The organism is Streptomyces sp. NPDC104226, from assembly GCF_055584085.1.
In genome coordinates this window covers 312,398-331,015 of sequence record NZ_JBVJMS010000008.1, presented here as the reverse complement: position 1 = coordinate 331,015, position 18,618 = coordinate 312,398, and the positions used below count along the sequence as shown (strand labels likewise).

Annotated in this window: 17 protein-coding genes; 8 read left to right on the top strand and 9 right to left on the bottom strand. The window is 71.4% G+C overall.

The genetic code is table 11. The features are described 5' to 3' along the window. Positions 1-2: 2 nt before the first annotated feature. The 3 genes from alaS to ACZ60J_RS25840 are packed head-to-tail and all read right to left on the bottom strand — an operon-like array spanning position 3 to position 3,465. On the bottom strand, positions 3-2,672 hold the full coding sequence (gene alaS / locus ACZ60J_RS25850; RefSeq protein ID WP_469685349.1) for an alanine--tRNA ligase: 2,670 nt from the start codon (positions 2,670-2,672) through the stop codon (positions 3-5). Next, on the bottom strand, positions 2,672-3,016 hold the full coding sequence (locus ACZ60J_RS25845) for a DUF6167 family protein (RefSeq protein WP_469685347.1): 345 nt from the start codon (positions 3,014-3,016) through the stop codon (positions 2,672-2,674). The genes alaS and ACZ60J_RS25845 overlap by 1 nt, the downstream gene beginning before the upstream one ends. An 8-nt stretch (positions 3,017-3,024) precedes the next feature. Beyond that, positions 3,025-3,465 carry a DUF948 domain-containing protein gene (locus tag ACZ60J_RS25840; RefSeq protein WP_469685345.1) on the bottom strand — a complete coding sequence of 147 codons (441 nt, stop codon included), beginning with the start codon at positions 3,463-3,465 and terminating at the stop codon, positions 3,025-3,027. Between the two features lie 169 nt (positions 3,466-3,634). On the opposite strand from ACZ60J_RS25840, the gene ACZ60J_RS25835 reads away from it, so the two are divergent. After that, positions 3,635-5,911 (top strand): ATP-binding protein, encoded by a 2,277-nt coding sequence (locus ACZ60J_RS25835; RefSeq protein WP_469685343.1) that lies wholly within the window; start codon positions 3,635-3,637, stop codon positions 5,909-5,911. A 37-nt stretch (positions 5,912-5,948) separates the two neighbouring features. On the opposite strand, the gene rpsD is transcribed toward ACZ60J_RS25835, so the two are convergent. Further along, complete coding sequence (rpsD, locus tag ACZ60J_RS25830; protein ID WP_008740451.1) at positions 5,949-6,560, bottom strand: 30S ribosomal protein S4; 612 nt, start codon at positions 6,558-6,560, stop codon at positions 5,949-5,951. A gap of 55 nt (positions 6,561-6,615) precedes the next feature. Between rpsD and ACZ60J_RS25825 the strand changes: the two genes are divergently transcribed. Further along, positions 6,616-7,506, top strand: a complete 891-nt coding sequence (locus ACZ60J_RS25825) for a DUF2470 domain-containing protein (RefSeq protein WP_469685341.1) — start codon at positions 6,616-6,618, stop codon at positions 7,504-7,506. 4 nt (positions 7,507-7,510) lie between these two features. On the opposite strand, the gene ACZ60J_RS25820 is transcribed toward ACZ60J_RS25825, so the two are convergent. Genes ACZ60J_RS25820 through ACZ60J_RS25810 form a run of 3 tightly spaced genes read right to left on the bottom strand, consistent with a single transcriptional unit; the run spans position 7,511 to position 10,303 of the window. Next, positions 7,511-8,218 carry an HNH endonuclease family protein gene (locus ACZ60J_RS25820; RefSeq protein ID WP_469685339.1) on the bottom strand — a complete coding sequence of 236 codons (708 nt, stop codon included), beginning with the start codon at positions 8,216-8,218 and terminating at the stop codon, positions 7,511-7,513. Positions 8,219-8,273: 55 nt separating this feature from the next. Continuing rightward, entirely contained in the window at positions 8,274-9,629 is a 1,356-nt protein-coding gene (locus tag ACZ60J_RS25815) for a replication-associated recombination protein A (protein ID WP_469685337.1), read from the bottom strand. A gap of 53 nt (positions 9,630-9,682) precedes the next feature. Further along, positions 9,683-10,303, bottom strand: a complete 621-nt coding sequence (locus tag ACZ60J_RS25810) for a vitamin K epoxide reductase family protein (RefSeq protein WP_469685335.1) — start codon at positions 10,301-10,303, stop codon at positions 9,683-9,685. Positions 10,304-10,439: 136 nt separating this feature from the next. Between ACZ60J_RS25810 and ACZ60J_RS25805 the strand changes: the two genes are divergently transcribed. From ACZ60J_RS25805 to ACZ60J_RS25790, 4 genes are read left to right on the top strand one after another with little or no spacing between them, the layout of a single operon-like run. After that, positions 10,440-11,318 (top strand): ABC transporter ATP-binding protein, encoded by an 879-nt coding sequence (locus ACZ60J_RS25805; protein WP_469685333.1) that lies wholly within the window; start codon positions 10,440-10,442, stop codon positions 11,316-11,318. Continuing rightward, a complete protein-coding gene (locus tag ACZ60J_RS25800) occupies positions 11,315-12,184 on the top strand; it encodes an ABC transporter permease (protein ID WP_469685331.1) in 870 nt (289 codons plus the stop codon). The genes ACZ60J_RS25805 and ACZ60J_RS25800 overlap by 4 nt, the downstream gene beginning before the upstream one ends. After that, entirely contained in the window at positions 12,160-13,380 is a 1,221-nt protein-coding gene (locus ACZ60J_RS25795) for a sensor histidine kinase (RefSeq protein ID WP_469685330.1), read from the top strand. Before ACZ60J_RS25800 ends, ACZ60J_RS25795 begins: the two co-directional genes overlap by 25 nt. Positions 13,381-13,393: 13 nt before the next feature. Next, complete coding sequence (locus tag ACZ60J_RS25790; protein WP_469685328.1) at positions 13,394-14,026, top strand: response regulator; 633 nt, start codon at positions 13,394-13,396, stop codon at positions 14,024-14,026. 220 nt (positions 14,027-14,246) lie between these two features. On the opposite strand, the gene hisS is transcribed toward ACZ60J_RS25790, so the two are convergent. Next, positions 14,247-15,506, bottom strand: a complete 1,260-nt coding sequence (hisS, locus tag ACZ60J_RS25785) for a histidine--tRNA ligase (RefSeq protein ID WP_469685327.1) — start codon at positions 15,504-15,506, stop codon at positions 14,247-14,249. Positions 15,507-15,516: 10 nt separating this feature from the next. Next, positions 15,517-16,227 carry an MBL fold metallo-hydrolase gene (locus ACZ60J_RS25780; RefSeq protein WP_469685326.1) on the bottom strand — a complete coding sequence of 237 codons (711 nt, stop codon included), beginning with the start codon at positions 16,225-16,227 and terminating at the stop codon, positions 15,517-15,519. 154 nt (positions 16,228-16,381) lie between these two features. Here ACZ60J_RS25780 and ACZ60J_RS25775 point away from each other — a divergent pair, with 154 nt between their 5' ends. Together ACZ60J_RS25775 and ACZ60J_RS25770 are read left to right on the top strand one after the other, a co-directional pair. Further along, positions 16,382-17,164 carry a peptidylprolyl isomerase gene (locus ACZ60J_RS25775; RefSeq protein WP_469685324.1) on the top strand — a complete coding sequence of 261 codons (783 nt, stop codon included), beginning with the start codon at positions 16,382-16,384 and terminating at the stop codon, positions 17,162-17,164. 209 nt (positions 17,165-17,373) lie between these two features. Next, positions 17,374-18,603, top strand: a complete 1,230-nt coding sequence (locus ACZ60J_RS25770) for a DUF349 domain-containing protein (RefSeq protein WP_469685322.1) — start codon at positions 17,374-17,376, stop codon at positions 18,601-18,603. Positions 18,604-18,618 lie beyond the last annotated feature (15 nt).

The following is an 18,618-nucleotide window of genomic DNA, read 5'->3' as shown; positions in this document are numbered from 1 at the left end:
CTTCAGACCGTCTCTACGACGAGGCGCTCGACCGCGGCGATGGCCTCGGGGACGGCGGCCGGGTTCTGGCCACCGCCCTGGGCCACGTCCGGCTTGCCGCCACCGCCGCCACCGAGGGTCTTGGCGGCCGTACGGACCAGGTCACCGGCCTTGAGGCCGCGCTCGCGGGCGGCCTCGTTGGTGGCGATCACGGTCAGCGGGCGGTCGTTCGCCGTGGTGAACAGGGCCACGACGGCCGGGCGGTCGCCCTGGATGCGGCCGCGGACGTCGAGGACCAGCTTGCGCAGGTCGTCGGCGCCGGTGCCGTCCGGGACGGTGCCCACGACGAGGGCGACGCCCTTGATGTCCTGGGCGCCCGCGGCGAGACCGGCGGCGGCCTGGAGGACCTTCTCCGCGCGGAACTTCTCGATCTCCTTCTCGGCGTCCTTCAGCTTGCCGAGCATGGAGGCGATCTTCTCCGGCAGCTCCTCCGGACGGCCCTTGACCAGCTCCTGGAGCTGGGCGACGACCGTGTGCTCCTTGGCGAGGAAGTTGTACGCGTCCACGCCCACGAGGGCCTCGACGCGGCGCACGCCGGAGCCGATGGAGGACTCGCCGAGCAGCTTCACCAGGCCCAGCTGGGCGGTGTTGCCGACGTGCGTGCCGCCGCACAGCTCCTTGGAGAAGTCGCCGATGGTCACGACGCGCACGCGCTCGCCGTACTTCTCGCCGAACTCGGCGATGGCGCCCTGCTTCTTCGCCTCGTCGATGCTCATGATCTCGGCGGTGACCTCGAGCTCGCGGGAGAGCACGTCGTTGATCTTCTGCTCGACGTCGGTGAGCACCGAGCCGGGGACGGCGTTCGGCGAGCCGAAGTCGAAGCGGAAGCGGCCGGGCGAGTTCTCGGAGCCGGCCTGGGCGGCCGTCGGGCCGAGGGCGTCGCGCAGGGCCTGGTGCGTCAGGTGCGTGGCCGAGTGGGCGCGGGCGATGGCCCGGCGGCGGGTGACGTCGATGGCGGCGTACGCGGAGGCGCCCACCGTCACCTCGCCGACCTGGACGGAACCCTTGTGCACGGAGACGCCCGGGACCGGCTGCTGCACGTCGCGGACGACGATGACGGCGCCCGAGTCGAGCTTGATGCGGCCCTGGTCGGCGAGCTGGCCGCCGCCCTCGGCGTAGAAGGGGGTGCGGTCCAGGACGACCTCGACCTCGTCGCCCTCGGAGGCGGCGGGCGCGGAGACGCCGTTGACCAGGAGGCCGACGATGGTGGACTCGCCCTGGTTGGTGGCGTAGCCGGTGAACTCGGTGGCGCCGGAGCCGTCGGCGATCTCCCGGTAGGCGGACATGTCCGCGTGGCCGGTCTTCTTGGCCTTGGCGTCGGCCTTGGCCCGGTCGCGCTGCTCCTGCATCAGGCGGCGGAAGCCGGGCTCGTCCACGGCGAGGCCCTGCTCGGCGGCCATCTCCAGGGTGAGGTCGATCGGGAAGCCCCAGGTGTCGTGGAGCAGGAACGCCTTGTCGCCGGCCAGGACCGTGCCGCCGGCGGCCTTGGTCTCGCTGACGGCGGTGTCGAGGATGTTGGTGCCGCCCTTGATGGCCTTGAGGAAGGCGGCCTCTTCGGCGAGCGCGACGGTCTCGATGCGCTTGCGGTCGGTCACGAGCTCCGGGTACTGCTGCCCCATCGTCTCGATGACCACGTTGACCAGGTCCTGGACGACCGGGCCGGTGGCGCCCATGAGGCGCATGTTGCGGATGGCGCGGCGCATGATGCGGCGCAGCACGTAGCCGCGGCCCTCGTTGCCGGGGGTGACGCCGTCGCCGATGAGCATGGTCGAGGTGCGGATGTGGTCGGCGACCACGCGCAGCGAGACGTCCGTGCCCTGTTCGGCGCCGTAGCGCACGCCGGTCAGCTCGGTGGCCTTGTCCATGACCACGCGCAGGGTGTCGGTCTCGTACATGTTCTGTACGCCCTGCAGGATCATGGCGAGGCGCTCGAGGCCGAGACCCGTGTCGATGTTCTTCGACGGCAGGTCGCCGAGGATCGGGAAGTCTTCCTTCCCGTCGCCGGCGCCGCGCTCGTACTGCATGAAGACCAGGTTCCAGATCTCCACGTAGCGCTCGTCGTTGACGGCGGGGCCGCCCTCGACGCCGAACTCGGGGCCGCGGTCGTAGTTGATCTCCGAGCAGGGACCGCAGGGGCCCGGGACGCCCATGGACCAGAAGTTGTCCTTCTTGCCCAGGCGCTGGATGCGCTCCTGCGGGACGCCGATCTTGTCGCGCCAGATGGCCTCGGCCTCGTCGTCGTCGAGGTAGACCGTGATCCAGAGCTTCTCGGGCTCCAGGCCGTAGCCACCGTCCGCCACGGAGCTGGTGAGCAGCTCCCAGGCGTACTTGATGGCGCCTTCCTTGAAGTAGTCCCCGAAGGAGAAGTTGCCGCACATCTGGAAGAACGTGCCGTGGCGGGTGGTCTTGCCGACCTCTTCGATGTCCGGCGTACGGACGCACTTCTGCACGCTGGTGAGCGTGGGCGCGGGCGGCTTGACCTCGCCGAGGAAGTACGGCTTGAACGGCACCATGCCCGCGGGCACGAGCAGCAGAGTCGGGTCGTCCGCGATGAGCGACGCCGAAGGGACAACGGTGTGACCGCGCTCCTCGAAGAAGCTCAGCCAGCGGCGGCGGATTTCAGCCGACTCCATCAGTGGTCCTCATTCCGGTTGTACGAAAACTGTGTGGTTGGGTCGTTCTGGTCGTGCTCGATGGCCCGCAGCCGCCGCGGCCCGGGAAGGGCGGTGACGTTGGCGGGCAGCTCGGGATCCTGATGGAGTCCCAGTGCGTCGTTCAGCTCGTCCTCGCGCTGCGACATTCCCGACTTGACGTCGAGGGCGAAGTCCTTGAGGCGGTGGCCCGCCTCGATCGCCTTGTCGGCGGCCTGGGCGGCGAGGCTCTCCGGCGTCAGCTTCTTGAGCTGCCGGTTGACCTTGGTGGTGGCCCACACGCCGGCGGCTGCGCCGGCGGTGAACCAGAAGGCTCGGCGGAACATCGGAGATCTCAGCCCTTCTGCTTCCGGCGCCGGGCCGCCGGCACGGTACGGCCGACGATCACGGTCCGCCGGGGGGTCCTGCCCGGCGCGTCCTGCGGGGTCGCGCCGCCCTTGCCGAGCGCCTTGCGGACGCCGTAGCCGAAGGCGGCGACCTTGACGAGCGGGCCGCCGAAGGTGGACGCGACGGTGGAGGACAGCGCGGAGGCGTTGGAGGTGACTTCCTGTACGTCGCTCGCGATGGCGTCGACCCGGTCGAGCTGGGTGCGGGCGGAGCGGACCGTGGTGGAGGCGTCCGCGAGCAGCGGAACGGCCTGCTCGGTCACGTCGGCCACCAGCTTGGTGGTCGCCTTGAGCACCTGGGCCAGCCTCACCAGCACCACGGCGAGGAACGAGACCAGGATGGCCCAGAAGACGGCCACGAGGATCCCGGCCACCTCTCCACCGGACACGTTCACACCGCTCTCTACAGATTGATCACCAAGCGAAAAAGTCGTCCTCCGACCCTATCGCGCCGGAGATCCGCCGCAGTACCGGAAATCCGGGGCGCCGCGCCCGCCTTGTGTCCGGAACCGGCCCGCCTTGTACGCAGCGCACGCGGACCAGTACGCTCCGTGTGCCATGCGACAAAGACCCATTCCACGAAGGACGCCGGGCAATCTTCCCTCGGACCTGAGCGGCTTTGTCGGGCGGGGCGGGGAACTCTCCGAGCTGGCGCGGCTGCTCGACGCATCGCGGCTGGTCACGGTGACCGGCGCGGGCGGAGTCGGCAAGACCCGCCTGGTGCTGGCGGCGGCCAGGGCGGCCGCCGACGCGGCAGCCGGCCCCGTCGGCCCTTCCGGCGCGAGCGGTCCCGCCGACCCGGCGCAGGAACGCTACTGCGACGGGGTGTGGCTGGCCGAGCTGGCCTCCGTACGGGATCCGGCGCTGCTGGAGCTGACGCTCGCCGAGGCGCTCGGGCTGACCGACCACACCACCAGGCCGCCCCGGACCGTCCTTGCCGAGCACCTGGCCGAGCGGCGGCTCCTGCTGGTCCTGGACGGCTTCGAGCAGCTGGTCGACGAGACCGCGGACCTCGTACGGGACCTCCTGCGCCGCTCCCCCGGCCTGCGCGTGCTCGCGGCCGGCCGGCGGCCGCTGACCCTCGACGGGGAGCTGTCCTGGCCGCTCGCCCCGCTGGATCCGGAGGAGGCCCTGGCCCTGCTGATCGAGCGGACCTCGGCGGCCGATCCGGCCTTCGCCCTGACGGAGGCCAACCGTGCGGTGCTGGCCGAGCTGTGCGCCCGCCTCGACGGCCTGCCGCTGGCGCTGGAGCTGGCGGCGGGCCGGCTGCGCACCCTGTCGCCGGAGCAGGTGCTGTCCCGGCTGGATGACCGCTTCGCCCTGCTGACGGGCGGTTCGCGCGGCGCGCTGCCCCGGCACCGGGCGCTGCGCACGGCGATCGGTTGGAGCCACGAGCTGTGCACGACCGGGGAGCGGCTGCTGTGGGCACGGCTCTCGGTGTTCGCCGGGCAGTTCGACCTGGACGCCGCCGAGTACGTGTGCGCGGGGCCGGACCTGCCGGTGGATTCGGTGCTGGACCTGGTCGGGGAGCTGCTGGGGCAGTCCCTGCTGGTCCGGGAGGAGACGGCGGCCGGGGTCCGCTACCGGATGCTGGAGAGCGTACGGATCTACGGGGCGGGCTGGCTGGAGTCGCTGGGCGACGCCCGGCGGCTGCGGCGCCGGCACCGGGACTGGTACATGGGCCTGGCGACCTGGTGCGAGCTGGACTGGTTCAGCCCGCGCCAGGAAGAGGTGGCCGCACTGGTGGAGGCGGAGCTGCCGAACCTGCGGCTCGCGCTGGAGTGCTGCCTGGACGAGCCGGAGGAGATCCACCTGGGCCAGTACCTGGCGGGCACCCTGTGGTTCTTCTGGGCCGGCTGCGGCCGGCTCACCGAGGGCCGGCACTGGCTGGACCGGACGCTGGAGGGCGGCCCCGAATCTCCGGGGTCCGCCGGGTCGGAGTACGAGAGCTCCCGGCTGAAGGCGCTGTGGGTGCTCGGGTACGTCGCGGCCCTGCAGGGCGACTCGGTGGCCTCGATGAGCGCGCTGTACGAGTGCCGGGACGGGGCCGCGCGGAGCGAGAACCCGGTGGCGGGCGCGTACGCCGTGCACCGGATGGGCTGTCTGGCCCTGGTCTCGGACGACATGGCCCGGGCCGGGGAGCTGCTGGGCTCGGCGCTGGAGCGCTACCGGGAGGCCGGGGAGCTCAACAGCAACGTGCTGATGTGCCAGGTGGAACTGGCGATGGCGCTGGCCTTCCAGGGGGACCTGTCGGGCGCGCTCTCCCTGTGCCGGGAGGTCCGGGACATCTGCGAGGAGCGCGGGGAGCGCTGGACCAAGGCGTACGCCCTGTACGTCCTGGCGTACGCGGCCCTGGACACCGGGGGCACGGCCGAGGCGCGGCGGCTGCTGGCCGAGTGCGTGGCCATCAACCACGTCTTCCGCGATCTGGTCGGGCTGGTGCTCGCGGTGGAGCTGCTCGCGCTGGTCACGGTGGCCGAGGGGCATCCGGCGGAGGCGGCGGTGCTCCAGGGCGCGGCCGAGCCCCTGTGGGACGGGGTGGGCATGCGGCTGTTCGGCTCGGGGTACTTCAACGCCCCGCGGCTGATGTGCCAGGAGCGGGCGGGCGAACTGCTGGGCGCCGAGCGGTACGCGTCCTGCGCCCGGCACGGCCGGACCCTGTCCCTGGACGCCCTCGTGGAGCGCGCCCTGCGGGGACCGGAGCCCGCGCCGGTGCCGGCGGGGCCGCTGCCGAGGCCGCGGGGCGCGACCGAGCGGGCGGAGCGGGCGATGGCGCACCCGGGGGTGAAAAGCAGGAAACCCGCCGGCTCCCCCGAAGGGGAACCGGCGGGCTGACCAGCCTGTGAGGGCTACGTCCGCTGGTGGAGCTGGATCAGCGGGCGTAGTACTCGACGACGAGCTGCTCGTCGCAGATGACCGGGATTTCCTTGCGGTTCGGGTCGCGGTCCAGGCGGAAGGCCAGGGCCTTCAGGTTGACCTGCAGGTAACGGGGGGTCTCGCCCTCGCCTGCGTAGCCACCCTCACGGGCAACCTGGAACGGAACCTTCTCGCGGCTGCGCTCGCGCACCGTGATGACGTCGTCCGGACGGACGCGGAACGACGGCTTGTCGACCTTGTCGCCGTTGACCTCGATGTGGCCGTGAACGACCATCTGGCGAGCCTGGTAGATGGTGCGGGCGATGCCCGAACGCAGGACCAGGGCGTCGAGGCGACGCTCGAGCTCGACGACCAGCGCCTCGCCCGTCTTGCCTTCGGCCTTCTTGGCGCGGTCGTACGCGCGGGCCATCTGACGCTCAGAGATGTCGTACTGAGCGCGCAGACGCTGCTTCTCGAGCAGACGAACCTTGTAGTCCGAGTTCTGCTTGCGGCCACGGCCGTGCTCGCCCGGCGGGTAGGGGCGGGCCTCGAAGTACTTGACGGCCTTCGGGGTCAGCGCAATGCCGAGGGCACGCGACTTCTTGACCTTGGGTCGCTTCTGGTTCACGGGGAACCTACCTCCATGTAAGTTAGGTGAGGCTTACCTTAGCGAGGAGGACGTAATGTCTCGACCACATGGGATCCCCCTGCCCAGTGCGCACCGAAGTTCAGATCCAAACGAAACAGGATCTGCTTTCGGCGACGATAGGCAAGGTCAGCCGCGTCCCAGGGAAGGCGTTCGGCAGCTCACCGGAGCCGAACGCGTACGAACCCTCGTAGAGTCCAACGCCTCAGTATCCCTCACGCTCCCCGGTGCTCTTGACCAGGGGGAGTTCGGGACAGGGATGCCGGCCGCACGGACCGTCACCCCGGACGGGGACGTGATCCTCCTGGTATCAGGGGAATCCGCGGCTGCCAGGGCAGCCGCTCACGCCCAGGACGACGACCTCACCGCCGTGATCGAGATCACGGATGTGGCGCCGGTGTCCGTGCCCCATCGTATCCGAGGCCGCGCCTGGCTCGCCGGGTGGCTCACTCCGGTGCGCGGTGCCGCCGAACGGGCCGCCTGCGCGGCACTGCTGGCCGAGCGGCACCCGGTCGGAGAGCTCCTCGGCCTCTCCGAATCGCTCGGGTCCCCGTCCGCCGGCCGGCCCGCGTGGATGCTGCTGCGCCTGGAGGTCGGCGAGATCTCGGTCGACGACCTGTGGGGCGCCGAGCACGTGGACCCGGAGCTGCTGGCCGCGGCCGAGCCCGACCCGATGGTGGCCCACGAGACGGAGCTCCTCCAGCACCTGGCCTCCTCGCACGGAGACCGGATGGGTGATCTGTGCGGCCTGCTGGGCACCCGGGAGACGGCGGACCTGACCGCAGTCCCCCTCGCCCTGGACCGGCTGGGCCTGCGCGTGCGCTTCATCCGCGGCGCCACCGCCTTCGACGCCCGCTTCGACTTCCCGGAGCCGGTGACCGACGTCTGCGGCCTGCGCCGGGCCATGAGCACCCTGTTCTCCGGCTGAACCGCTAGGGGCAGGTGCCGAGCATCTCCTCCAGCGCCTGCTTCTCCGGCGGGGTCACGGAGAGCCCGTACTTGGCCTTGATCCCGGTGTACCGGCGCGCGTACTCGCACCAGTAGCCCTTCTGGGGCGGCTTCCACTTGTCCGCGGTCTTGCTGCTCTTGTCGTAGTTCGTCTGCTTGTCCACGGCGAGCAGCACGTCCAGGTCGTTGGCGTACTCCAGGCGCCGCTGCGGGGTCCAGGCGTACGCGCCCCCGCGCCAGGCGGCGCCGAGGGCAACGACGTGGTCGGTCTGGATCTGCGAGGCGCGGCGGTAGTAGTAGGGGAGCTCCTTCCCCGTGTACGGGTCCTTCAGCACTCCGGAGAGCACGACGCAGGGGTTCCTGTCGCCCTCGCGCAGCTCCCGTAGGTCCCGGCGCAGGACGTCGTCGCGGGTGTCGCACCCGTTGCGGCCGCCGACGGCGTCCGTCTCGTCGGACCAGTACCTGCCGAAGTTCTCGCGCTTGTACGTCTCCCAATTCTTGCCCCACTCGACCTTGAGCCTGCCCAGCTCGGCCTTGGCGGCCGCCGCGGCGGGCGGGAACCCGGCGCTCGCGAGGGGCACCTGGGCGACGAGTGCGGCGGCGCTGGCCTGCGCCCTTTCGGCGTCTTCGTGGTGGCATCCACTGAGCAGCAGTACTGCCGTCACGGCGATGAGCGAAGCCCTGCGTCCCATGGCCGGAGCCTAGGCCCGGCTTCCCCGCCCCGCAGCGCCGACACGGCGCCGCCCGTCAGGACCCGCCGCCCCGGAGCCGCTCGCGGACCTTCTCCACCACGTCCGCGTAGCGGGCTTCGGCCCCGTACCGGGTCGGTTCGTAGTACCGCTTGCCGTGCACCGCATCCGGCGCGTACTGCTGCGCGGCGATCGCGCCGGGCACGTCGTGCGGGTACACGTACCCCACCGCGTGCCCCAGCTTCGCCGCCCCCTTGTAGTGCCCGTCCCTCAGGTGCGCCGGCACGGTCCCCGCCAGCCCCGCCCGGACATCGGCCAGCGCCGCGCCGATCGCCGTCGTCGCGGTGTTCGACTTCGGGGCCAGCGCCAGTGCGATCGTCACGTGCGACAGCGTGAGCGAGGCCTCCGGGAAGCCGATCATCGCCACCGCCTGAGCGGCCGCCACCGCGAGGGGCAGGGCCGTCGGATCGGCCAGCCCGATGTCCTCGCTCGCCGAGATCATCAGCCGGCGGGCGATGAACCGGGGGTCCTCCCCCGCTTCGATCATGCGGGCCAGATAGTGCAGCGCCGCGTCCACGTCCGAGCCCCGGATCGACTTGATCAGCGCGCTGGCCACGTCGTAGTGCTGGTCGCCGTCGCGGTCGTACTTCACCGCGGCCCGGTCGACGGCCTCCTCCACCGTCTGGAGGCTGATCTCGGGCTCGCCCTTGGCGATCGCCGAGCCCGCGCCCGCCTCCAGGGCCGTCAGCGCGCGCCGTGCGTCGCCGCCGGCGATCCGCAGCAGGTGCGCCTCCGCGTCCGCCGGCAGGGTGACCGCGCCGCCCAGGCCCCGCTCCTCCGTCAGCGCCCGGTGCATCAGGCCGCTCAGGTCCTCGTCCGTCAGCGGCTCCAGCGTCAGCAGCAGCGAGCGCGACAGCAGCGGGGAGATGATCGAGAAGTACGGGTTCTCCGTGGTCGCGGCGATCAGGGTGACCCAGCGGTTCTCCACCGCCGGCAGCAGCGAGTCCTGCTGCGCCTTGCTGAAGCGGTGGATCTCGTCGAGGAAGAGGACCGTGTCCTTGCCGTATCCGCCGGCCGCCCGCTTGGCGCCCTCGATGACGGCCCGAACTTCCTTCACCCCGGCGGTGATCGCGGACAGTTCGACGAACCGCTTCTTCGTCGCCTGGCTCACCACGTACGCGAGCGTGGTCTTCCCGATGCCCGGCGGACCCCAGAGGATCACCGAGGAGGCGCCGGCGGGACCGCCCGCCCCTTCCCCGACGAGCCGCCTGAGCGGGGAGCCGGGCTTCAGCAGGTGCTGCTGACCGACGACCTCGTCCAGGGTGCGCGGGCGCATCCGGACGGCGAGCGGAGAACTGGAGGGGTCCTTCGCCTGGCGGTCTTCGGCGGCTGCGGTGAAGAGGTCTGGTTCCACACCGGAAGCCTATGCGAGGCCACCGACACTCCCTCCCGCCCGGCCGTCCGGGCTCAGGAGGTCCAGAAGTCCCACCAGCGGGTCAGGATCAGCATGCCGATGATCCCGATGTGCAGGACGGGCAGCACCCAGGTGAACTCGTCGAGGAAGGCGCGCAGCCAGCCGGGGGCGGGCAGCAGCCGGTTGCGGACGTTGTGCGAGGTGACGTACCAGAACATGACGATGGTGGCGACCCAGGCCAGGCAGCACCACAGGCACAGGGAGTTGATGTTGTACAGGGACTGGTACATCAGCCAGGTGCAGAAGCCGATGCCGAAGAGCATCCCGGCGTTCAGGGTGAGCCAGTACCAGCGGGGGAAGCGCGCCCGCGCGAGCAGGCTCATGCCGACGCACACGACCATGCCGTAGGCGACCAGCCCCAGCATCGGGTTCGGGAAGCCGAAGACCGAGGCCTGGTCGCTCTTCATGATGTTGCCGCAGGAGACGATCGGGTTGAGGCTGCAGCCCGGTACGAAGTCCGGGTCCTCCAGCAGCTTGAACTTGTCGATCGTGATGACCCAGGCGGCGAGCAGTCCCGCGGCTCCCGTGATCACCAGCAGCAGGGCGAGCGCCCGGCTGCCGCCGACGGCCGTCCGCGGCTCGGCGGTGGTCGTATCGGTCCCTCGTGTCGTCATCCCGCCCGCTCCACATCTGCAAGGTCACCAAGCACCGGCCATTGTGCCGTACCCGACCGCTGTCCACCGTTCGACGGACAGCGGAAGGTACGCACGGGGGGACCGGTGGACGGGCTTCCGCCACACCATGGGAGGCATGACACAGAACGCGGTGGAAGTACGGGGGCTCCGCAAGCAGTACGGCGAAGTCACCGCAGTGGACGGACTGGACCTGACGATCCGGCGGGGCGAGGTCTTCGGCCTCCTGGGGCCCAACGGCGCCGGCAAGAGCACCACGGTGGAAATACTCCAGGGGCACCGGGAGCGTGACGGCGGGGAGGTGCTCGTCCTCGGCGCGGACCCCGCGACTGCCGGCCGGGCCTGGCGCTCGCGCGTCGGCATCGTCTGGCAGGACGAGTCGGCGCCCGCCGAACTGACGGTACGGGAGACGGTCGAGCACTTCGCCCGCTACTACCCGGCCCCGCGCGACCCGGCCGAGGTGATCGCCCTGGTCGGCCTGGAGGACAAGCGCGGCCACCGGCTGAAGAGCCTCTCCGGCGGGCAGCGGCGCCGCCTCGACGTGGCGCTCGGGGTGATCGGCGACCCCGAACTGCTGCTCCTGGACGAGCCCACGACCGGCTTCGACCCGGCGGCCCGGCGGCAGTTCTGGGACCTGATCCGGTTGTTGTCCGACTCGGGCACCACCATCGTGCTCACCACCCACTACCTGGAGGAGGCCGAGGCCCTCGCCGACCGGCTCGCGGTCGTCGCCCGCGGCAAGGTCGTGGCCGAGGGCGAACCGGCCGCGCTGCGCGCCCGGCTCGGGACCAGCGCCACCGTCGAGTGGACGGACCGGGACGGCAGCCCGCGCAGCGCCGCCACCGAGACGCCCACCCGTACGGTCGCCGAGCTGGCGGCCCGCTTCGACGGGGAGGTCCCCGACCTGAGGATCACCCGCCCCACCCTGGAGGACGTGTACCTGCGCCTCACGGGCCAGCTCGACCCGAACCCGACGCGGCAGGAGGAGTCCCGATGAGCACGGAGACCGGTACGGGCAAGGCCACGGGCACCCGGACGCGCGCGGGCACGGGAGGGGCAGGGGCACTGCCAGGCGCCTGGTCCCTCGGTGCGAGCCGCGGAGCGCTGGAGATCCGGCAGTTCGTCCGCCAGCGCGACGCGGTGATCTTCACCTTCGCCTTCCCCATCGTCTTCCTCGCGCTCTTCGCCTCGATCTTCAGCGACGGCATGGAGGGCACGGGGGTCACCGCCTCCCAGATGTACGCGGCCGGCATGGTCGCCGCGGGCATCATGTCCACCAGCTTCCAGTCCCTCGGCATCTCCATCGCCGTCGAACGCGACGAGAAGGTGCTGCGCCGGCTGCGCGGGACGCCGATGCCGCCGGCGGCGTACTTCCTCGGCAAGGTGTGGATGGTGCTGGCCACCGGCCTCGCCGAGACCGCGATCCTGCTGCTGGTCGGCTCCACCCTGTTCGACCTCGATCTGCCGACGTCCGCCTCCAAGTGGCTGACCTTCGCCTGGATCTTCGTCCTGGGCCTGGCCGGCTGCGCCCTGCTCGGCATCGCCATCAGCAGCCTGCCCAAGTCCGGCAAGAGCGCCAGCTCGGTCGTGGTCCTGCCGTTCCTGATCCTGCAGTTCGTCTCGGGCGTCTTCATCCCGGTCCACCAGATCCCGGACTGGCTGCTGAACATCGGTGCGCTGTTCCCCCTCAAGTGGATGTGCCAGGGGCTGCGCGGGGTGTTCCTGCCGGAGTCCGCGGCCGTTCTCGAACAGGCCGGCGGCTGGGAGTATGGCAAGGTCGCCCTGGTCCTGGGTGCCTGGGTCGTGGGGGGTCTGGTCCTGTGTCTGATGACCTTCAAGTGGAAGAACCGCCGCGACGGCTGACCGCCTTCGCCAAGGCGGCCGGGGCGCGCGAGTCCCACGTCTGGGACCGCGCGTTCGGGCCGTGGATCCTCTACTTCGCGGTCGTGTGGGTCGCGACGGCGGCCTTCGTTCTCGGGGCGGACTTCCCCGCGCTGCCGTACCGGGTCCTCGCCGTGAGCCTGCTCGCCCTCCTGGTCCCGTGGTTCCTGCGCGCCGGACGCCCGCTGCTCGTGCAGGAGCCCGGCGCCGCACCGCGCTCGTCCGCCCGCTACCTGGGGGTGGCGCTGGCCCTCTTCCTGCCCGCCGCCTCCCTCGTCGGCGAGACCCGGCTGATCACCTTCGCCCTCGCCCCGCAGTGCTTCATGCTGCTGCCCCTGCGGCGCGCGATCGCAGCGGTGGGCCTGGTGTCGCTGCTGCCGGTGGCCGGCTGGGTCGTGGTGTGGCGGCCGGAGGGGAGCCACGTCTTCGTGAGCGCGATCAGCGCGCTCGTCACCTTCGCCTTCTCCGCCTTCTTCGGTGCCTGGACCGTCCGGATCATCGAGCAGAGCCAGGACCGGGCCTCCCTCATCGCGGAACTCGACGCCAGCCGGGAGGAGGTGGCCCGGCTCTCCGCCGAACGCGGCGCCCACGCCGAAAGGGAACGCATGTCCCGCGAGATCCACGACACCCTCGCCCAGGGCTTCACCAGTCTGCTGATGCTCGTACAGGCCGTGCAGTCGGAGCTGGACACCGATCCGGAGCGGGCCCGGCGCCATCTGGAGCTGATGGCCGTCACCGCCCGGCAGAACCTGGCCGAGGCCCGCGCCCTGGTGGCGGGCGGCGCGCCCGCGGACCTCGACGGCGGTTCGCTGCCCGACGCGGTACGGCGCCTCGCGGCCCGGCAGGATCCGCCGGCGGCGGTCTCGGTGACCGGGGAGGTCCGGCCGCTGGCCGCAGCGCTGGAGGTGGTGGCCCTGCGGTCCTGCCAGGAGTCCCTGTCGAACGCCGCCAAGCACGCCGGGCCGCGGGCGCGCTGCACGGTGTCCCTCGCCTACGGCGGATCCGGCCTGACCCTCACGGTCCGGGACACCGGCCGGGGCTTCGACCCGGCGGCCCCCGCACCGGGCTACGGCCTGCGGGGCCTGTTCGCCCGCGCGGCCGAGGTGGGCGGCACGGCGGCGGTCGACAGCGCCGCCTCGGCCGGCACCACCGTCACCGTCACACTCCCGATCCGCTGAGGAGCCGTACGAGATGATCCGCATCCTGCTGGCCGACGACCACCCGGTGGTACGGGAGGGGCTGCGCGGCATGCTCAGCGCCGAACCGGACCTGGAGGTCGTCGCGGAGGCCGCGAACGGCCCCGAGGCGGAGGCGCTGGCCGCGCGGCTGGTCCCCGAAGGGGGCCTGGACCTGATCCTGATGGACCTGCGGATGCCGGGCGGCGACGGAGTCGAATCGATCGCCCGCATCACGGCGGCCCGACTGCCGGTGCGGGTGGTGGTGCTGACCACGTACGAGGAGGACCGGGACATCCTGCGGGCGGTGGAGGCGGGGGCTGCGGGCTACCTGCTGAAGGACATGGCGCGGGCGGAACTGGCGGCCGCGGTCCGGGCGGCCGTGCGCGGCGAGACGGTCCTCGCCCCGACGGTGGCCGGCCGCCTGGTCGACCGGCTCCGCACCCGCCCGTCGCTGCCGCGGCTCTCGGAGCGCGAGGTGGCAGTGCTCCGCCTGGTCGCGGAGGGCGCGACCAATGCCGACATCGGCCGCCGCCTGTTCGTGGCGGAGTCCACGGTCAAGACTCACATGCTCCGCATCTTCGGAAAGCTGGAGGTCACGGACCGCACGGCGGCGGTCACCACGGCCATGCGGCACGGCCTGCTGTGACCCCACCCCGCCCCTTCCCGAAACCGGGCTCCGCCCGGACCCCGCGCCTCAAACGCCGGCGGGGCTGATTCCAGCCCCGCCGGCGTTTGAGGCGATCTTCCAGCCCCGCCGGCGTTTGAGGCGCGGGGCCGGGGCTGAGCCCCGGGAAACGGCGAAAGGGCGGGGCGGGGAGAGCTCCGCGCAGCGGCTCCCCCGGCCCCGCCCCACCGGGCGGCGTCCGTCAGGCCAGCTTCGCCCGGACCGTGTCCACGAGCTCGGCGACGGCCACCGGGGTCTGCTCCCCGGACTGCATGTCCTTCAGCTGGACCACGCCCTCTTCGAGGTCACGGTCCCCCGCGACCACCGCGAAGCGTGCCCCGCTGCGGTTCGCGTCCTTCATGGCGCCCTTGAGGCCCTTGCCCCCGTAGGAGATGTCCGCCGCGACACCGGCCCGCCGCAGCTCGGTCACCAGACCGAACAGCACCGGCTTCGCCGCACCGAGCGCGACCGCGAAGACGGAGGTGGAGGCGGGGATGTCCAGCTCGACACCCTCGGCCTCCAGCGCCAGCACCGTACGGTCCACGCCCAGCGCCCAGCCCACCGACGGCAGCGCCGGTCCGCCGATCATCTCGGAGAGGCCGTCGTAGCGGCCGCCGCCGCCCACCGCGGACTGGGAGCCCAGACCGTCGTGGACGAACTCGAAGGTGGTGCGGGTGTAGTAGTCCAGGCCGCGCACGAGCTTCTCGTCGTCCTCGAAGGCGACCCCGGCCGCCGTCACCAGCGCCCGCACCTCCTCGTGGTACGCCTTGCAGGCGTCGCAGAGGTAGTCGCGCAGCATCGGCGCACCGACGAGCTGCTTCTGTACGTCGGCCCGCTTGTCGTCGAGCACGCGCAGCGGGTTGATCTCGGCACGGCGCACGGTCTCCGCGTCGAGGTCGAGCCCGCGCAGGAAGGCTTGGAGGGCCTCCCGGTACACCGGGCGGCACTCCTTGTCGCCGAGCGAGTTCAGCAGGATGCGGAAGTTGCGCAGCCCCAGCGAGCGGTACGCCTGGTCGGCCAGGATGATCAGCTCGGCGTCCAGCGCCGGGTCCTCGGCTCCGATGGCCTCGGCGCCGACCTGGGAGAAGTGGCGGTAGCGGCCCGCCTGGGCCCGCTCGTAGCGGTAGTACGAACCGGAGTACCAGAGCTTGACGGGCAGGCCGCCGAGCTTGTGCAGGTTGCCCTGCAGGGCGGCGCGGAGCACGGAGGCGGTGCCCTCGGGGCGCAGGGCGAGCTGGTCGCCGCCCTTCGTGGTGAGGGTGTACATCTCCTTGCTGACGATGTCGGTGGACTCGCCGACGCCGCGCGAGAAGAGCTCGACGTTCTCGAAGCCGGGGGTCTCCACGTATCCGTAGCCGGAGTTCTTCAGGGGCGCGGAGATCGCCTCGCGCACCGCCAGGAAGGTCGCGGAGCGGGGCGGCAGCAGGTCGTACGTGCCCTTGGGGGCCTGAAAAGTACTCACGAAACTCTCGTCACATTCCTCGTCGTGGAGACGTGAAACCGTCTCCCAGGCCGGCGGCCACCTGCCGCAGGTACGGGTTGGTGGCTCGCTCACGGCCAATGGTCGTGTGCTCGTTGTGTCCGGGCAGCACCACGGTCGAATCGTCGAGCGGCAGGCACACGCGGGCCAGCGATTCGAGCATGTCGGCGTGGCTGCCGCCGGGGAAGTCGGTACGCCCGATGGAGCCGGCGAAGAGCAGGTCGCCCGAGAACAGCAGCGGCGGGATGTCCGCCGCCGCGGGCATCCCGAAGGTCACCGACCCCTTGGTATGCCCGGGGGCGTGCGACACGGTGAGCTCCATGCCGGCCAGGGCGAGCCGCGCACCGTCGGTGAGCTCCTTCACGTCGGAGGGCTCCCCCACCGTGAGCTCGCCCATGAGCTGGGCGCCGAGCGAACGGCCGAGGGCCTTCTCCGGGTCGCTCATCATGAAGCGGTCCTCGGGGTGGATCCAGGCCGGTACGTCGTGTGCTCCGCACACCGGGACCACCGATGCCACATGATCGATGTGGCCATGGGTGAGGACGACCGCGACGGGCTTGAGCCGATGCTTCTTCAGCGTCTCCTCGACACCCTGGGTGGCCTGGTGGCCCGGGTCGATGATGACGCACTCCTCACCGGCGGCGGGGGCGACCACGTAACAGTTGGTCCCCCAGGCCCCGGCGGGGAATCCGGCAATCAGCACGTTCGTCCTCAATCGTCGTCCGGCGGGAGGCTTGCAGATCGGAATGCTGCTGCTCAGAGCCTACCGGCGCCGCTCATTACACAGCGAACCCATATACGGTACGGCCTAACCCAGCCCGGACAGTGGTACCAGATACGCACAAGGAGACGACCCGGTGGTCACGAGCGATCAGCGGCGGCGCCAGCTCGCCAGGGAGAAGTACGAACGCCAGCAGAAGCGGCGTGCCGAAGCGCGGCAGAAGTCGCGCAAGCGGATGGCCGTGATCGGTGCGGCGGTGGCCGTGGTGGTCGCGGCGCTGGTCGGCCTGGTGGCCGGCGGTGTGTTCGACAAGGACAAGAAGGACGAGGCGGCCGACCCGGCCGCGAACCCTTCGGCCTCGCCCACCCCGCAGCAGTCCCCCTCCCCGGCGATGGCGATCGACGCCAAGGCGAAGTACACCTTCGACCTGAAGACCAGCGCGGGCGACGTCAAGTTCGAGATGGACGCGGCGAAGACCCCGCAGACCGTCAACTCGTTCAAGTCGCTCGCCGACAAGAACTTCTTCGACAACACCAAGTGCCACCGCCTGACCACCGGCGGGATCTTCGTCCTGCAGTGCGGTGACCCGCAGGGCACCGGCATGGGCGGCCCCGGCTACACCATCGCGGACGAGAACCTCGACGCGCTGGGCAAGCCCAACGAGACGGGCCAGGTCATCTACCCTGCGGGCACGGTGGCGATGGCCAACACGGGCAAGCCCGGCTCGGGCGGCAGCCAGTTCTTCCTGGTCTACAAGGACAGCCCGCTGGCGCCCTCGTACACCCCCTTCGGCAAGATCGACGCGGCCGGTCTGAAGGTGCTCGAAGAGGTGGCCAAGGCCGGTACGGCCGACGGAGGCCAGGACGGGGCCCCCAAGACCCCCGTGACCATCGAGAAGGCCACGGTCACCCAGAACTGACCGGGACCGGGCGCCCCGGGCCCGGGCTGTCTCCTCGATTTCCTCGACGGCACTCCGGTACGGCGATATTCCGTCGTGCTGGATGCGGACAGCCGGCCCGGCGGTCGCCTATGTTGGCGTTGTGCAGGGCGGGCGCGGCCCGCCCCAGGAAACTGTGGACGATGCCCAGGGGGTGAACCCCTCGCAAGGCATCAGGTGGAGGAGGCGCTGTGAGCAGCGACCCGTGGGGCCGAGTCGACGAGACCGGCACCGTGTACGTGCGTACTGCCGATGGCGAGAAGGTCGTCGGCTCGTGGCAGGCCGGCACCCCGGAGGAGGCCCTGGCCTACTTCGAGCGCAAGTACGAGGGCCTGGTGGTCGAGATCGGCCTCCTCGAACGACGGGTGCGGACCACCGATCTGGCCGCCAAGGACGCCCAGACGGCCATCGAGCACCTGCGCACGCAGGTGGACGAGCACCACGCCGTCGGCGACCTCGACGCGCTGCGCGTCCGGCTCGACAAGCTGGTGTCGACCGTGGACTCGCGCCGTGAGGAGCGCAAGGTCGCCAAGGCCAAGCAGACGGACGAGGCCCGTGCGGCCAAGGACGCGCTGGTGGCCGAGGCCGAGCAGCTGGCGCAGAGCGACCAGTGGCGCAGTGCCGGCGAGCGGCTGCGGGCCCTGGTGGACATCTGGAAGGGTCTGCCCCGCCTCGACCGCAAGTCGGACGACGAGCTGTGGCACCGCTTCTCGCACGCCCGCTCCGCCTTCTCCAAGCGCCGCAAGGCCCACTTCGCCTCGCTCGACGCGCAGCGCGAGGACGCCCGCAAGGTCAAGGAGAAGCTGGTCGCGGAGGCCGAGTCGCTGTCGAAGTCGACCGACTGGGGTCCGACGGCCGCGCGCTACCGCGAGCTGATGGAGAGCTGGAAGGCCGCGGGCCGCGCACAGCGCGAGTCCGAGGACGACCTGTGGAACCGCTTCCGCGGCGCCCAGGACGTGTTCTTCGCGGCGCGCAGCGAGGTCTTCGCGGAGCGCGACGCGGAGCAGGTGGAGAACCTGAAGCTGAAGGAGGAGCTGGCCGACGAGGCCGAGAAGCTCGTCCCGGTCACGGACCTGAAGGCGGCCCGTGCCGCGTTCCGCTCCCTGAACGAGCGCTGGGAGGCCATCGGCCACGTACCGCGGGACGCGCGTCCCAAGGTCGAGGGCCGGATGCACACCGTCGAGCGGGCCATCCAGGAGGCCGAGGAAGGCGAGTGGCGCCGTACGAACCCGGAGGCGCGGGCCCGTGCGGCCGGTCTGACGGGTCAGCTGCAGGCGGCGGTCGACAAGCTGCGCGGCCAGATCGACGCGGCGCGCGCGCAGGGCAACAACTCCAAGGCCGACAAGCTGTCCCGGGAGCTGGAGGGCCGTCAGGCCCTGCTGGACCAGGCGCTGAAGGGCCTGGAGGAGTTCGGCGGCTGACGCCCCGGACCCCCG

What these genes read in the sequence shown, in the direction of transcription:
- alaS (WP_469685349.1), bottom strand. Translation starts at nt 2,672, where the DNA reads ATGGAGTCGGCTGAAATCCGCCGCCGCTGGCTGAGCTTCTTCGAGGAG.
- ACZ60J_RS25805 (WP_469685333.1), top strand. Translation starts at nt 10,440, where the DNA reads ATGACACAGAACGCGGTGGAAGTACGGGGGCTCCGCAAGCAGTACGGC.
- ACZ60J_RS25825 (WP_469685341.1), top strand. Translation starts at nt 6,616, where the DNA reads ATGTCTCGACCACATGGGATCCCCCTGCCCAGTGCGCACCGAAGTTCA.
- ACZ60J_RS25810 (WP_469685335.1), bottom strand. Translation starts at nt 10,303, where the DNA reads ATGACGACACGAGGGACCGATACGACCACCGCCGAGCCGCGGACGGCC.
- ACZ60J_RS25845 (WP_469685347.1), bottom strand. Translation starts at nt 3,016, where the DNA reads ATGTTCCGCCGAGCCTTCTGGTTCACCGCCGGCGCAGCCGCCGGCGTG.
- ACZ60J_RS25835 (WP_469685343.1), top strand. Translation starts at nt 3,635, where the DNA reads ATGCGACAAAGACCCATTCCACGAAGGACGCCGGGCAATCTTCCCTCG.
- ACZ60J_RS25820 (WP_469685339.1), bottom strand. Translation starts at nt 8,218, where the DNA reads ATGGGACGCAGGGCTTCGCTCATCGCCGTGACGGCAGTACTGCTGCTC.
- ACZ60J_RS25800 (WP_469685331.1), top strand. Translation starts at nt 11,315, where the DNA reads ATGAGCACGGAGACCGGTACGGGCAAGGCCACGGGCACCCGGACGCGC.
- ACZ60J_RS25790 (WP_469685328.1), top strand. Translation starts at nt 13,394, where the DNA reads ATGATCCGCATCCTGCTGGCCGACGACCACCCGGTGGTACGGGAGGGG.